This window comes from Saprospiraceae bacterium (assembly GCA_016709995.1).
In the GTDB taxonomy this organism is placed as follows: Bacteria; Bacteroidota; Bacteroidia; order Chitinophagales; family Saprospiraceae; genus JADJLQ01.
The window spans coordinates 756,913-772,270 of record JADJLQ010000001.1 but is presented as its reverse complement, the minus strand read 5'-3'; the positions used below and the strand labels follow the sequence as shown (position 1 = coordinate 772,270).

Here is a 15,358-nt window from a genome sequence, read left to right as displayed (position 1 = left end):
ACTTTTTTTCACCTTTTTTCATCTCTTAAATTGTTGATAATCAATCATATAATTTTATCCTAACTAGGATTTAATTTTGAAAGGTTTTTTCTAAAAAGTCTGTGTTATAATAGAAATAAAAGGAGAATAGTAAGTATCTCTTTTTAAAAACTATTATTATGAATATAGTCACAGAACAGCTCGTCGATTGCTTAATAGCCAAATTCAAAGCAGCTATTGAAGAGGTCCTTATTGAGAAGGAATCTGAATCTCCAACTTCAAAACTTGATCTGGGTAATACCAGATACCTAACCAGGATTCAGGTTAGTAAATACCTCAATATAGGTCTATCCACAGTGGATTTATGGGCAAGAATAGGGAAGCTCAATAAACTCGACCTTGATGGTTCACCCAGGTTTGACCGCCAAGAATAGATGAGCGAATCAAAAGCCTTAAAAAGTATAACCACATTGAGGCTATTTCTTCACTTCAAAAGCAATTAAGATGAAGGATAAATTAAAGCTATCTATTGAAGTCCCAGTGCCAAAGCTCTTAATCGATAAATTAAAGCTGGAGTTTGAAAAGGGAGCATATAATAATGCTCTAAAAATCATTACTTCTATGATTCATAGTCACGCTCGGAATGGCGCTCCGATGGCACATCACTTACCATATAGTACACCCTGAAAGGAAAAAATAGTACCTACTAAAAAATACAGTACTGTTTGGACTAAACTTGAAAGTTTGAAGGTTATTGAAGTAAAAAGACTACCAAATAATACAACATACAGTACTGCGAAGCGTAAATGTAAACATTACAGAATTTCACCAAATTGGTTGGAAGATGATGTAGAATACATCCCGCACTTTATCACTACAGCAGACCTAAAAGTCGATGACACCATCGTTTGCACTCAGATTAAGGATGTCTTGAATAAATTGAAAATTGATCATGAATCTCAAATTATTGATAACTTAATTGAGTCAAGATCCAAAGATAGACTAGCTAAGAAATTTAGAGTTGAAAACAATAAACTAAGTTACAAATACCGAAAAAAGCGTTACTCGAAGAGCTTTAAGAAGTATAATATAGAACAGTACCTCAAATTTGAACAAATTAATATTAGGAATGAAATGAGAACTGCTTTATTTTATATTGAAAATCATCTCTACTACATTAGTAAAAGCAATACAAATAATAGAATACATTACAATATAACAACAATACCATCTGAACTATTAGGAGTACTTAAGATAGATAACGAAAGATTAACAGAACTTGATTTAAGTAACTGTCAACCACTATTATTAGGATATATAATAAATAAAACAATTAGTAATAATAAAACTATCCTTGGGGATAGTTTTCTAGTTGATATTATCAATCGGCTAATACCATTATTGTTCCCCTCGCTATTGACTGATAAAGCTGCTTGCCATTCAGATATTTTAGTATTTATTGAGACAACCCAACAAGGTCAATTATATGAATACTTTGCCAATCAGTTATCAGCGGAACTGCCTGATAAAACTCCTGAAGAAAGACGGCAATACGCTAAAAATAGTTTCATCAAGACACTTTATTCCAGCAATAAGTATACCAGCGACGAGAAAGAGGCCTTTTATAGGGTCTTTCCCGATCTTTCAAAATTGATGGAGAGCGTTAAAAATGAGCTTGTAAAGCTATTCATCGAACATGAAAGAACAGGCATGAATCCAGATTTGGAAAGATATACCCACTCAAAAAACAAGAGTATAAAAACTCCTTTCATAGCTGGCAATGATTATTTACCCATTATTCTTCAGGAGCTGGAAAGTAAAATCTTTATAGAAACTTGTTTGCCCAAATTATATGAAAATGGACTATCTGTGCTACCTAAGCATGACTCTATTTTATGTAAAGTGAGCGACTATCAGAAGGTAAAAGAGATATTTGCTTTGGAGTTAGATCTTATCTTTGGACTAGCAGGCTATCACATTAAGACAAAACATGGTAAAGAGATACCTATTTGCCAGTCTATTTGTAGTAATATCCAGGTAGATGCAGCCTAAGTCAAGTGAGCAACTTTAATAAATCTGTAGTTCCGTTATTATTACTATAGAGAGGGCTCAAAAAATGCTTTACGAGCGATTTAGACTACAATTCGACCATTCCCTTCAACTACGGAGAGATCGTCGCCCACAGAGGCTCATATGAAGCCTTAAGGGCATTCAATCACATAATTAAGAGCCGATATTATCTAAATTATTGACTACTAGCCTGATATATTCAAAATTCATTGATTTTTCCTTTGTACTATTCTGGAATACTGGGGTCAGCTTGAAACGGGATAGGGGGTGAGCTTCAGCGGAATTTACAAAGAAGGCACTTTCTTTCATTGGATAGCTTCTAAGGCTGAGTTAATGGGCGGCGGCTTCCGATTTGGGCCAAAGATTCTGATTTTGGCAAAAAACTGCATCTTGGATATTGATTTTTCTTTTCTCTTTCATTTATTTAATCTTCAGGGTTCTAATTCAATCGCATTAATTAGAGGTCATTTAGCCTTTCAAGATTTGCAGTTTCTTATCCTTTCTTGCATTATTGATAAAGCCGATAATTGCAAAATGTGAGTGTTTACAATAGGCAGCTTACCTTTCATCATTCTAGATGATTTTCCAGCACAATTAATCACTCGATCCTTGACAGCTTTTAGAGTTTCCAAACTAGTATCTCGATCTATAGTATTCCATTTGTTAAACCACCCTTTGTTTCTATAAAATATTTCGATATCATTTAAATTTGTCGTATTTACACCAAGCATCAATCCTTCATCCAGCCAAACAATACAATAATTTGGGTCAAAATTAACTTGACTAAACCTGTCTCTCATGATTAAATTAAATTAGGTGCGCGGTAAAGTTAATGTACAATTGTACGATTTAAAGAATAAATTCTTAGCTACAGTCTGACATTCAATGCAATTTCCTCCGCACATTCCTTAAGACTCTCTTTTTCACCCATATCACCCACCACCTTTATTTCATACAAAGATGTACTCCGATTATCCTTCATGAAGTAATACATGACACTACATTTTCCTTCAATGGGACTGGATACTTTTAGATAAAGTGATTTACCAGCCTTGTTATATTGCTTAAATGAAATCAACTTGTATCCTTGAGTAAGAGAGCCCAAATTATCGGGTTCCGCACCGACAGTCTCGTTAAAAAATGCTTCATCTAGTGACATAGGCTCAGAAGCCGTATAGCAAGACACTGTCATAGAGGAGTATTTGACATATCCTTTAAGTCCAGTAAGTAGAATCCAATGACATCAGGATTTACTTCATGTACTACATCGAATAGCTCACTATTGGCTTCATTTGGAAAGGGATTGTAAATGAAAATTCATTGTTCAATACAACCCTGGATTCATTTGGGTCATTGCATTCCGATAGCATTAAGATAAGTATCGCAGCAATCCAATAAAAAGGTAGGATGATTCTCATATTCATAAATTAGCCTAATACACACTATTCCAAACATTCAAAGGTCTATTAGACTTGAAACCTCAAATTTGATAGAAATGTGGGTCAATCCTACCCAAAGAAGGGTATATTCTTGGCCTAAGTTGATTACAATTGTATTGGTCATATCTTTCTTCATTATTGTTTATGCAATGTTGAAGGATCTATAAAAGGACAAGGCCCAAAATATTGCTAATTTCAAAGCTATAATAAGACCCAAAAAAAAGCTCTACAAGCGATCCATGTTGCCATTCGACCATTTCCCTTAACCGTATAAAAATCGTCGTTACTACGGCCCCAGGAGAAGCCTTAGAGGCATCCTAAAAGACCTATTATCGCAGGTTAGCAGATCAGGAGATGACCACAGAAAAACCTTGGGAATTGTAATGTCAATAAAGGTTGTACTACTTATCAGAGTGGTGAAGCCTTGTCAATAGGGAACTTCTCTCATATAAATTTGAAAAAGCAGGCTAGTGTACCGTTTATAATCTAATATATAATTTAAACTGCCTTCTACTTTTTTTATCTAACTTGTAAATGTGCTCTTGAATTTTTGAATATGAATAAATTATCAGATTCCGTACTCCAAAGATTGATATACATAAAATATTTGTTGTACCAGGCTAATAATCAAAGAGGATTGCCCAGACCATTTTCATCAACAGCCATTTTATCATTGCATGATTTAGTAGAGATCTATTTTCAATTAGCCAATGAGAAATTGGAATTATATATTAAGAAGCCTAATGCCAAAATTCTTGAGACCTATCATTTTGAAATCAATAAATATTTGATAGCGAATAAATCGCAAACTATTAGTAATCAATACATTAAAAAACTCAATGAATTAAGAAATCAATTAAAACATACAAGCATTTTTATTGATGATACAGATATTAAGTCATTATATGAAGAATCAGAACGGCTAATTAAGACTTTTACTCCTCTAATATTTGATTTACATCTGGAGGATGTTTCTATGGCCGAATTAATTAATGACAAAATTATCAAAAAGTATATGATAGAAGCTGAAAGTCAAATTATGGCCAAGGATTTCGATAAAGCGTTAGTTAGTTTAGCAAAGGCATTCTGTGAATACGAAGGCCAAGCACTTGATTACAGAGATCGTTTTGGAATTAAAATGCATTCGCCTTATACCCCAAAACCTGATTTACCTTCCAATTTTATGAACATAACTGACCATAATATTAAAAAGACATTTGAGGGGTCATTTAAAATCATGAGAAAAATAATATCTGAATTAGAAAAAGAGATCATATCCATTAAAAAAGTCATTCTGCTAGGTTATGATGTTAAGTCATATTTTATTTTCAAACAAATTGCCCCATTTGCTACGAAAATAGCATCGCTAAACGTAAATAATCAATATGATATACGGATTGAAGTTTATAATGTAGAAGAATTGAAGAAAGAACATTATTCCATAGAGCAACTCAGATTTTGTTTTGATTTTGTCTTTGACTCAGTAATAAGGGAACAGGAAATAGAAAGTATGAACGTAAGAAATATTCAATATAAAATTATGTTAGAAAGAATGAATCAATCTAAAGCTTCTGGAACAGATTAAGCCACAATCCTTAAAAGATCAATTTAAAAATTCGCTATAAATTCGCTGTTTATGCAATGATGAAGCATAGATAATAGACAAAGTAGCATCATGCCACACCAAGACTTGTTTTTAAATCGACTAAAATTTGATTGGACAATTCAACATCTCTTATTGAAACGAAAAGGTCGGTTCCATGAATTAAACTATTCCTAAAAGAAATTAATTCAATTAGATTGTTTTTTAGCTGCAAATTAATTTTGCCTTCCTTATATAAAATATTAACAAGTTTAGACTTAGCAATTCTTTTTCTTTTCGCACTATCATAATCAGTAACATCTGGGTATACAATAATTGTACCGTATTTTTCAAGTATATATTCAATATTATTGTAGTGCATTAGAAAAGCTTCGAGGCTGCCGCTTTCATTCGCCTTGTCCTTCGTTGTAATATCTCTAAGTTTATTACTTGCCAACTCAATACTATTCGGGTTCAATATTTTTATCACAAATGAAACTATAATGATTAGGTCTGTTAAAATTGTAGCCACAGATAAATTGATCAAATAATCTAAAAGACTTGCATATTGATACTTTTCAGCAACGATAACTAAAAAGCAAAGCGCAATAGAAATTAAAGTCGTTATACTAATGCTTTTGATAGAACCGAAATAATCTGTCTTTAATAGAAAAATGATCTCTTCCAACGTTTCATCCCGTTCTGCTTTTCGATCAAGTTCATTTCTTAAGAAAATGTAACCAGTAATAATCAGTCCAAAAATTGCCGCAATAACCTGTGAAGCTGAAGAAAACAAATAGAGGGTTTGATTTTCATTTAGGTAGAAGATAGGATTAATTGAATAGATAATAATACTCAGAGCACTAAGGCCTAGCCAAATAAAAAGATTCGGATTAGAACTTTTCTTGAATTTCATTCTTAGCAAAGCATTGAATTTTTCAATCATGAAATTTTGCATTTTTTTAAACATAACAGCTATGTTTCGGGCGCTTTGTGATGGTGGGAATTTTTAACACTAAACTTCCGTAATTTCAGGAATGGTCTTTCAGATTAATTTGGTCTGATCGAAATAGTCTATCCATCTTTTATCAATGGTTTCGGAAATTCTGGTTTCATTGCCTATCTTTCGTTTATCATATTTAAAATTAATGCCATTTTAGTATAAATTTTATTCAATTGATATCCATTTTATCATTATGATGGTCTAAATTTAGTTTATTGTCAGTATTTTGGCTCATTCAGAGGACCTTTTATTTGTCGGTTTTGAGCGATCCGACCTCTTGTTGGATGGCATACCATTAAAAATCAAAGAAAGCCTCTCTGAACCGTACTCACGAGGTACTAGAGGTCAATATTAGTCAGAATTTGGCCCAAATATTGCTTTTCAAACCCTCCTGCAAGACTAGCCACCCTAAAACCATTCATTTTCTTACCTTCGGATCAATAAACCGAACCCAATCCATGTTTGAACAAACCTTCAAAAACATCGACGATATCCTCCACAAGGATGCAGGCTGCGGTAGCGAACTCGACTATGTAGAGCAGACCTCCTGGGTGCTATTCTTAAAGTACCTGGATGATCTCGAAAAAGACAAAAAAACAGCCGCAGAACTTGCTGGCAAGACCTATGATACCATCATTGAGCCACAATATCAGTGGAGCAAATGGGCTATGCCAAAAGACAAAACTGGCAATCTGGATCATCACAAAGCCATGACAGGTGATGACCTTACTGATTTTGTAAACAATAAGCTCTTCCCTTACCTCAAGAAGTTCAAGACCTCTGCCGAGAGTGCAGATACGATACAATACAAGATCGGAGAGATATTTAGTGAGTTAAAAAACCGCATTCAGAGTGGGTACAATCTTCGCGAGGTGATTAATCGCATCGATGAGCTACGTTTCCGCACACATGCAGAAAAGCACGAGATGAGTCACCTCTATGAGGACAAGATAAAGAATATGGGTAATGCTGGACGCAACGGTGGAGAGTATTACACCCCCAGGCCATTGATTAAGACCATAGTCAAAGTGGTAGCACCTAAGATCGGAGAGAAAATATATGACGGTGCAGTAGGTAGTGCAGGCTTCCTCTGTGAGTCATACGAATATCTCAGACATAGCAAAGGCAAGCCAGAAAGCATTACTACCAAGGACATCGAAACCCTTCAGAAAAAGTCCTTCTACGGTAAAGAAAAGAAGTCCTTGGCGTACATTATAGGCATTATGAATATGATCCTGCACGGAGTAGAAGCTCCCAATATCATCCATACCAATACCCTTGCCGAGAACCTTGCTGATATCCAAGAGAAAGACCGTTACGATATTGTCTTGGCTAATCCTCCCTTTGGAGGTAAAGAACGTGCCGAAGTTCAACAAAACTTCCCGATCAAAACGGGTGAGACAGCTTCATTGTTCTTACAACACTTTATTAAAATACTCAAGGCAGGTGGTAAGGCTGGTGTGGTTATTAAAAATACATTTTTGAGTAATACTGATAATGCTTCTGTGGCTTTGCGTAAACAACTATTAGAAAGTTGCAACCTGCATACTGTGTTGGATTTACCTGGAGGCACTTTTACGGGTGCTGGGGTAAAAACAGTGGTATTGTTTTTTGAAAAAGGAAGTGCTACCCGAAAGATATGGTTTTACCAACTAAATCTTGATAGAAACCTCGGCAAGACCAATGCCTTAAATGAAAAAGATTTAGCCGACTTCATTGAGTTACAAAAAACAAAAAAGGACAGCGAAAACTCTTGGAGCATTAATATAAAAGACATTGACCAAACTACTTATGATTTGAGTTCAAAAAACCCTAATAAAAAAGAAGAAACCGCTTTACGACAACCGCTGGAGATTTTGGAAGAAATGAAAGCACTGGACGAGGAAAGTGCAGATATTTTAAACTCAATTTTGGAACTAATATGATACAAGACGAGGGGCTGAGACTGCCGAATGGTTGGGAACTAAAAAAGCTAGGTGAGGTCTGTGATACTGGTGCAGGTGGAACACCATTAAAAGCACATAAAGACTATTACGAAGGTGGAACTATTCCTTGGTTAATGAGTGGTGAAGTAAGCCAAGGTGAAGTTTTTGAAGCTAAAAATTACATTACTGAGAAGGGATTAAGAAACTCATCTGCAAAGTTGTTTCCTATAAACACTGTGCTTGTCGCAATGTATGGAGCAACAGCTGGGCAAGTTGGTATTCTAAAACTTGAAGCTTGCACAAATCAAGCTGTGTGTGGCATACTACCTAATGAAAAAACAATCCCAGAATATTTATTTTACTGTTTTCTTTCAAAAAAGCAAGATTTAGTTGCACAAGCAGTTGGTGGAGCACAACCTAATATATCCCAAATAAAAATCAGAAATACTAAAATCCCTCTTCCACCCCTTCCCGAGCAACAACGCATCGTAGCCATATTAGATAAAGCCTTTGCCGCCATAGCCAAGGCAAAAGCCAATGCCGAACAAAACCTCAAAAACGCCAAACAACTTTTTGAAAGTTATTTGCAAGGGGTGTTTGAGAATGGGGATTGGGAGTTTGTGAAACTTTCTGAAATGGCTACTGATATTTCAGATGGCGACCATATGCCTCCGCCTAAATCTGAATTTGGTTTACCATTCATTACCATTTCAAATATCAATAAGCAGACCCATAAAATTGACTTTTCTGCCACATTCAAAGTGCCAGAGAAATACTATGATGATTTAAAGCCAAATAAAAAACCAATTAAAGGAGATGTTCTTTACACCGTTACAGGTTCTTACGGAATACCCGTTTTGATTGAAGATGATTTCAGATTTTGTTTTCAACGACACATTGGTTTAATCAGACCAAGTAAAAAACTTGATAGCAAATTGCTTTATTATTGGATTTTATCTCCACAAGCAATTTCACAAGCAAATGAAACGGCAACAGGAACAGCACAGAAAACGGTTTCCTTAAAGTCATTAAGAAATTTCAACTTCCCCTATATTCCATTCAAAGAACAACAAACCATCGTCCGCCAATTAGATGCCCTGCGAGCCGAAACGCAAAAGCTGGAATCGGTGTATCAAAAGAAAATAGAGGATTTGGAAGAACTGAAAAAGAGTATCTTGCAAAAGGCATTTGCGGGGGAGTTGAAAATTGAAAAATTGGAAAGCGTTAACTAATATGGAACACGAATCAAAAAGTATCATGTATGAACATTCTGCTGCAAAGGTTAGGCTTTTAAAAGAATACATATCTGCCTATCTTGGTATTTTATCAAATGCGGATTGGATTAAAGCAGTATTTCTATATGACTTGTTCAGTGGACCAGGCATTTATGATAATGGAGGTGAAGGCAGTCCAATTGTTTTTTTGAATGAGATAGTTAATGCGCATGAATCAGTTGCAAGACCAAGAAACAAACCCACAAAGTTTAATTGTTTGTTTAATGACTTGGATAAACAAAAAATAACTAACCTACAAAACAACATAACCGCAAAGAAATTAGACATTTCTAATTTTGGAGCGATCAAATATCGTACAGAAGATTATAAGGCTATTCTTGCTGAAATAAGAAAGGAAATAAATCAATTCAATAATGAAAGAGGGTTTGTATTTATTGACCCGTATGGATATAGTGAGGTTTCTTTAAATGACATTTACGATTTGACAATCACTGGGAAAACTGAAGTTCTGTTATTCATGCCCACTCATCACATGTATAGATTTAAGGACAATGGAACTCCTGAATGCTTAATAAGATTCATGGAAGACTTGGAGATTTCAGATAAGATAAGGGGGGTAGATGGCTTAGAATTTATTGACATTGTAATGAATGGTTTTCAATCCAAGTTGGGGGATAATGTTTTTGTAGATTCATTCGTTATCAAACGGGAATTAAACCAATTTTTTTGTCTATTCTTTTTTACTTCTAATACTTTAGGATATTTAAAAATGTTAGAAGCAAAATGGAAGATAGATAGAGAAGACGGAAGAGGTTGGCAAGGGGTACAAACGAATAATTTATTCAGTCAATCAAGTGAGATTGCAAACACCGATAAGTTGCAAAAATTAATTATTAAATATCTTCAAAGTGGATCAAAGACATCCGGAGAATTGTTTGAATTTATAATACACAATAGATACTTACCAAAGCATGGCACTGAAATTTTAAAATCATTGCAAGATTCATTAGATGTAACAGATGAGACAGGAAATCGACCACCTAAAGGGGCATTTTATATAAGTTATTCTAACTTTAAAGAAAATCCGAATAAGGCAATTATAAAATTAAAGTAATGGCACAATCAAGCATAGAATGGACTGAAATGACTTGGAACCCAACAACGGGTTGCGATAAAATTTCCGCAGGTTGCAAATTCTGCTATGCCGAAGTAATGGCAAAACGCCTGACAGCAATGGGCGTTGAAAAATATGCCAACGGGTTTGAGTTGGCTATTCACGAAGATGAATTGAAAACGCCATACACTTGGAAAAAGTCGAAAATGGTATTTGTCAATTCAATGAGCGATTTATTTCATAAAGATGTACCTATTGAGTTCATTCAAAAGGTGTTCAGGGTAATGAAAGAGAATCCGCAACACGTTTTTCAGATTTTGACCAAACGAGCTGATGTGCTTTTGTATTACGACAAAGAAGGTTTGTTAGAATGGACACATAACATTTGGATGGGTGTTTCTGTTGAGAGTAAAACATTCATGAAACGTATTGACTTATTACGCCAAACGAATGCAAGAACAAAGTTTTTGAGTTGTGAGCCGCTAATCAGTCCATTATCAGATTTGAACCTGAAAGGAATTGATTGGGTGATTGTGGGTGGTGAGAGCGGAAGAACTCCACGCCCAATGAAAAAAGAATGGGTAATGGAAATTAAGGAACAATGCAAACAGGCAGATATAGCGTTTTTCTTTAAACAATGGGGTGGAACAAATAAAAAGAAAACAGGTAATCTCCTGAATGGTAAAAAATATTTGGAAATGCCGGAAGTAATAGAAACAGAATGAACGAAGCAGAAACACGAGCAGAACTCATAGACCCCAAGCTAAAGGCTTGCGGCTGGGGCGTTGTAGAAGGCTCTAAAATCCTTCGTGAATATTACATCACCGCTGGTAGGATTCAAACTGGTGGGCTGAGAGCTAAAAGAATAAAGGCAGATTATGTATTGGTCTACAAAGGAATAAAGCTGGCCATTGTAGAGGCTAAAAGCGATCAGCAGGAGGTTGGTGAGGCAGTAGCCCAAGCAAAAGAATACGCTCAGAAACTTGACCTGGATACCACCTATGCCACCAATGGGAGAGCTATCTATAGTATCTCATTTAGTACTGGCCAGGAGGGCCTTGTAGACCAATATCTGACACCCGATGAGCTGTGGAATAAGACTTTTACCAGTCAAAATGAATGGAGAGAAAAGTTCGCTGCCATACCATTTGAAGATCGTAGTGGTACTTGGCAGTTAAGGTATTATCAGGAAATAGCTATAAACAAGACCTTAGAAGCTATCGCCTTTAAAAAGAATCGCATATTATTGACACTCGCCACTGGCACAGGCAAGACAGCTATCGCATTTCAGATTGCTTGGAAACTGTTTCATACCCGATGGAACCTAAGGTTTGATGGTAGTCGAAGACCCCGTATCCTGTTTTTAGCAGATAGAAATATATTAGCTGATCAGGCTTACAATGCATTTTCTGCCTTTCCTGAAGATGCCCTGGTGAGAATCAAACCAGATGAAATAAGAAAAAAGGGTGGTGTCCCTACTAATGGCAATATATTCTTTACCATCTTTCAGACCTTTATGTCGGGCGTTGATCAGGATGATAATGCTGCACCTAACTTTGGAGAATATCCACCTGACTATTTTGATTTTATAGTCATCGATGAGTGTCATCGTGGGGGTGCTAATGATGAAAGCAATTGGCGAGCCATTATGGACTATTTTTCTCCAGCCGTTCAATTAGGTTTGACAGCCACTCCTAAGCGAAATGACAATGTAGATACCTATAAGTATTTTGGAGATCCAGTATATGTGTATTCACTCAAAGAGGGTATCAATGATGGCTTCCTGACCCCTTTCAAAGTAAAGCGTATTAAGACCACCCTGGATGACTACATCTATACCAGCGATGATCAGGTCATCGAGGGTGAAATAGAACAAGGTAGATTGTACACAGAGCCAGATTTTAATAAAAGGATCGAAATTCTTGACAGAGAAGCTATAAGGGTAAAATTGTATTTGGACAACTGCATTCAAAATGAGAAAGCGATTGTTTTTTGTGCTACCCAGGATCATGCTGCCGTCATCAGAGATCTTATAAATCAATACAAAAAATCAGAGGAACCTAACTACTGCGTCCGTGTCACAGCCAACGATGGTGATCTTGGAGAGCTATATCTAAGAGATTTTCAGGATAATGAAAAAACCATTCCTACTATTTTGACCACTTCTCAAAAGCTGTCTACTGGGGTTGACGCAAGGAACATAAGGAATATCGTTTTATTGCGTCCTATTAACTCCATGATCGAGTTTAAGCAAATAGTCGGTAGAGGTACTAGGTTATTTGACGGCAAAGAATTCTTCACGATCTATGATTTTGTCGATGCTTACCATCATTTTGCGGACCCCGAATGGGATGGCGAACCAGTAGAACCCGTATCAGTTGGACCTCCTGGTCCAAATCCAAATCCTCCCAAACCTATTGATCCAACTGTTCCTCCCTCCGAACGAGAGATTCCTAAAAGAATTAAGGTTAAGCTACGTGATGGCAAAGAGCGAGAGATTCAGTACATGATGTCCACCTCATTCTGGAGTTCCGAAGGAAAGCCTATTTCAGCTGAAGAATTCCTCCACAATCTATTTGGCAGCCTTCCAGACTTCTTTAAAAGCGAAGAAGAGCTTCGGACTATCTGGAGCAATCCGCTCACCAGACGCACCCTATTAGAGAAATTAGACGAAGCGGGCTTTGGCAAAGAAGAGTTGAACACCTTACAAAAGCTTATCGATGCTGAAAAAAGTGACCTGTTTGATGTGCTGGAATATGTCTTTAACAGTGAAATCAAGCCCATGACCAGAGAAGCCAGAGTCGCTGCTGCCCAAGCCACCATTTTTGCCTTACTCAATGACAAGCAAAAGGAGTTCATAGAGTTTGTATTAAGCAAGTACATCGAAACAGGTGTAGAAGAGCTAGACCAAGAAAAACTACCTATTCTATTAACCAATAAATATCAGTCTTTTGAGGATGCAGGGACAGTCCTAGGTGATCTGTCTAAGGTTAGGGATTTGTTTATTGAGTTTCAGCGATATTTGTATGATAAGAGGGTGGGATAAAATTTAACCCAACTGTCAGATCTTATTTAATCTATTGCACATAAATTACTCAATTAGTAATTTATGGACACTTTTTAGATGTTCCATAACATTTAAACCAATTTGATTTATAAAGGTTTTGGCTTGAAATTTTGGTGAGGCATCTAGTATATATAAGAGGCAATCTTCAATTAAATAGTCCATAAGATTTAATAGTTTATTATCAATAGGCATTCTGTACCCGTTATGGACTAACTTGGATCTTAATCCAAAAATTTGACCAATCGCAAATAGTTTATCTATTTCTCCCATGTTAATGGTATAGACTTTGGAGAGGATGTGCCTTATTGGTTTAATATCAGTAGATTTCTTCATGCACAAAGTTTCTAAAGAAATCCACTTTGCAATAAAGCTGTCAGTTTCTTCCATTGAAAATGACTTTAGATACCAATTAGTAGAGAGTATAATTTTATTACGTATGTAATTTTTGTTCAATTTTTCAACTAATTCACCTGCTTTTATTAGAGTATCATTTGAAATAAATGCTCCAGATATATCTTCGAACAAAGGCATTCCATGAACTCTTCCAGAAACCGTAAATTGTATTGGACTATAATAAGTATAATCAGTACTGTTTGTAATTATATGTCTCAATATAGCATTTTTGCCTAAAGATAAAGAAGATATTCCAGCATAGCCGTTTAATACAATTTCTGCTTGTAAACTTTGAATATTTAACTCTTCGTCCCGCATGAAACATACCATCAAAAATCCTATTTCTGAGATAGTGTTCTTTATGGACACACTAGCTTTCTCTGATCCAAATGAATACATTTTATGTTTTTTTGGAAATTCTAACTTACCATAAAATATTATAATAATATAAGTGGCAGTAATTAATTTAATAGGATCATCATTAATTTTATATTGAGATTTTGGTAGAGTAATTTCAAAGGCTGTGAATGCTATTCTTGATTTTACGCCTTTTTGATTCCATGAATCAGGAAATATTCTGTTTAATCCTATTTTACCTTTTTGTGTATGTAAATACATAAGAATAATTTATGGGCTTGATTTAATATTTAATAAACTTCGAATTGAAATAGATTTGGAAATTTGTCTAGTATTGGTCGTTCAAACATTTTGTTTCTTTATCATCATTTTGAATTCCTGCCAGCATTTTGTTTCGAAAGTTAATCGCTTATCTTGCCATTTATCTGAGGTATTTAAAATTGTTCCTTTCTTATGAGTGGTCGCTTACTTTTTGTGCTTATTTAGTTATGAAAATTAAGCATTTTGATCTTATCTTTTCTTTATGAGTTAAAATGCATTGTTTTAAATTTTGAAAATTCAAAAACCTCACAAAGGGCAAAGATGTACTTAAGCTAAGTTTTGTTTATCATCATCTATTTCTCCAATCTCTACATTGTGTATTTTCGCTAACTCTTCCATAACCATCTCAGTCGTTCCACATATCTTTCCTCATCATTCAAACCAGCATAGCCAACGGTGTAACCATTCTGGACAGCATCCGTTAGTGCAACCTTAAAGTAAAGACAAATAAATAAGGATATACCCTCTAATTTTAAAAAAAGTTCCTCTAATGCGAATTTGCGAGATATCAATCAAATTTTCCTTGTAATGCATTCTTAGCTAATTTGAAGATAATAACACAATCTATAACCATCGTGAAAATTGCTAATGGTGCTCTTATTAAATCCCAAAGTGATGAGTTCGTAAGTATATATGACCAGAAATAAGTATTATGTCCAAATTGCCTCATATGAATTCTAGACATGTATGCAAACCACGAATAAAAAAAGCTCAAAAAGTAGATATTGAAAACTATTAGAATACTTATTAAAATTAATTTAACTATAAGACTAACTTTCATAATATTTTGTTTTTTATGATCACAATAAAAAAGAATTAACATTTATGACATGGCTAAAAGTTTGCAATGGTCTCTATTCTGCTTAAAAGTAG

At 35.2% G+C, this 15,358-nt stretch carries 12 protein-coding genes; 8 read left to right on the top strand and 4 right to left on the bottom strand.

Features of this window, described 5'->3' with window-relative positions; genetic code table 11:
* The first annotated feature begins 158 nt into the window (after window positions 1-158).
* Both IPJ09_03260 and IPJ09_03255 read left to right on the top strand, forming a co-directional pair.
* The gene (locus IPJ09_03260) at window positions 159-413 is read left to right on the top strand and encodes a hypothetical protein (protein ID MBK7370452.1); all 255 of its coding nucleotides are present in this window, start codon (window positions 159-161) and stop codon (window positions 411-413) included.
* Window positions 414-723: 310 nt separating this feature from the next.
* Window positions 724-2,031: a hypothetical protein gene (locus IPJ09_03255; protein MBK7370451.1), complete on the top strand. Its 1,308-nt coding sequence runs from the start codon at window positions 724-726 to the stop codon at window positions 2,029-2,031.
* A 494-nt stretch (window positions 2,032-2,525) separates the two neighbouring features.
* On the opposite strand, the gene IPJ09_03250 is transcribed toward IPJ09_03255, so the two are convergent.
* Window positions 2,526-2,849, bottom strand: a complete 324-nt coding sequence (locus tag IPJ09_03250; protein MBK7370450.1) for a hypothetical protein — start codon at window positions 2,847-2,849, stop codon at window positions 2,526-2,528.
* A 68-nt stretch (window positions 2,850-2,917) separates the two neighbouring features.
* Window positions 2,918-3,241 carry a hypothetical protein gene (locus tag IPJ09_03245; protein MBK7370449.1) on the bottom strand — a complete coding sequence of 108 codons (324 nt, stop codon included), beginning with the start codon at window positions 3,239-3,241 and terminating at the stop codon, window positions 2,918-2,920.
* A gap of 803 nt (window positions 3,242-4,044) precedes the next feature.
* Between IPJ09_03245 and IPJ09_03240 the strand changes: the two genes are divergently transcribed.
* Window positions 4,045-5,073, top strand: a complete 1,029-nt coding sequence (locus IPJ09_03240) for a hypothetical protein (GenBank protein MBK7370448.1) — start codon at window positions 4,045-4,047, stop codon at window positions 5,071-5,073.
* Between the two features lie 88 nt (window positions 5,074-5,161).
* Here the strand turns inward: IPJ09_03240 and IPJ09_03235 are convergent, their stop codons facing one another.
* Window positions 5,162-6,040 (bottom strand): hypothetical protein, encoded by an 879-nt coding sequence (locus IPJ09_03235; protein MBK7370447.1) that lies wholly within the window; start codon window positions 6,038-6,040, stop codon window positions 5,162-5,164.
* Window positions 6,041-6,531: 491 nt separating this feature from the next.
* Here IPJ09_03235 and IPJ09_03230 point away from each other — a divergent pair, with 491 nt between their 5' ends.
* From IPJ09_03230 to IPJ09_03210, 5 genes are read left to right on the top strand one after another with little or no spacing between them, the layout of a single operon-like run.
* Window positions 6,532-7,998: an N-6 DNA methylase gene (locus IPJ09_03230; protein ID MBK7370446.1), complete on the top strand. Its 1,467-nt coding sequence runs from the start codon at window positions 6,532-6,534 to the stop codon at window positions 7,996-7,998.
* A complete protein-coding gene (locus IPJ09_03225) occupies window positions 7,995-9,230 on the top strand; it encodes a restriction endonuclease subunit S (GenBank protein ID MBK7370445.1) in 1,236 nt (411 codons plus the stop codon). The genes IPJ09_03230 and IPJ09_03225 overlap by 4 nt, the downstream gene beginning before the upstream one ends.
* A gap of 1 nt (window position 9,231) precedes the next feature.
* On the top strand, window positions 9,232-10,347 hold the full coding sequence (gene tcmP / locus IPJ09_03220; GenBank protein MBK7370444.1) for a three-Cys-motif partner protein TcmP: 1,116 nt from the start codon (window positions 9,232-9,234) through the stop codon (window positions 10,345-10,347).
* A complete protein-coding gene (locus tag IPJ09_03215; GenBank protein MBK7370443.1) occupies window positions 10,347-11,072 on the top strand; it encodes a phage Gp37/Gp68 family protein in 726 nt (241 codons plus the stop codon). Before tcmP ends, IPJ09_03215 begins: the two co-directional genes overlap by 1 nt.
* Window positions 11,069-13,393 carry a DEAD/DEAH box helicase family protein gene (locus IPJ09_03210; protein MBK7370442.1) on the top strand — a complete coding sequence of 775 codons (2,325 nt, stop codon included), beginning with the start codon at window positions 11,069-11,071 and terminating at the stop codon, window positions 13,391-13,393. The genes IPJ09_03215 and IPJ09_03210 overlap by 4 nt, the downstream gene beginning before the upstream one ends.
* Before the next feature lie 45 nt (window positions 13,394-13,438).
* On the opposite strand, the gene IPJ09_03205 is transcribed toward IPJ09_03210, so the two are convergent.
* Entirely contained in the window at window positions 13,439-14,425 is a 987-nt protein-coding gene (locus IPJ09_03205) for a hypothetical protein (GenBank protein ID MBK7370441.1), read from the bottom strand.
* Window positions 14,426-15,358: the final 933 nt, after the last annotated feature.

Bases quoted from the DNA above. Each gene is read 5' to 3' on its own strand.
- IPJ09_03260 (MBK7370452.1), top strand. From the start codon at position 159: ATGAATATAGTCACAGAACAGCTCGTCGATTGCTTAATAGCCAAATTC.
- IPJ09_03250 (MBK7370450.1), bottom strand. From the start codon at position 2,849: ATGAGAGACAGGTTTAGTCAAGTTAATTTTGACCCAAATTATTGTATT.
- IPJ09_03245 (MBK7370449.1), bottom strand. From the start codon at position 3,241: ATGACAGTGTCTTGCTATACGGCTTCTGAGCCTATGTCACTAGATGAA.
- IPJ09_03240 (MBK7370448.1), top strand. From the start codon at position 4,045: ATGAATAAATTATCAGATTCCGTACTCCAAAGATTGATATACATAAAA.
- IPJ09_03235 (MBK7370447.1), bottom strand. From the start codon at position 6,040: ATGTTTAAAAAAATGCAAAATTTCATGATTGAAAAATTCAATGCTTTG.
- IPJ09_03230 (MBK7370446.1), top strand. From the start codon at position 6,532: ATGTTTGAACAAACCTTCAAAAACATCGACGATATCCTCCACAAGGAT.
- IPJ09_03225 (MBK7370445.1), top strand. From the start codon at position 7,995: ATGATACAAGACGAGGGGCTGAGACTGCCGAATGGTTGGGAACTAAAA.
- tcmP (MBK7370444.1), top strand. From the start codon at position 9,232: ATGGAACACGAATCAAAAAGTATCATGTATGAACATTCTGCTGCAAAG.
- IPJ09_03215 (MBK7370443.1), top strand. From the start codon at position 10,347: ATGGCACAATCAAGCATAGAATGGACTGAAATGACTTGGAACCCAACA.
- IPJ09_03210 (MBK7370442.1), top strand. From the start codon at position 11,069: ATGAACGAAGCAGAAACACGAGCAGAACTCATAGACCCCAAGCTAAAG.
- IPJ09_03205 (MBK7370441.1), bottom strand. From the start codon at position 14,425: ATGTATTTACATACACAAAAAGGTAAAATAGGATTAAACAGAATATTT.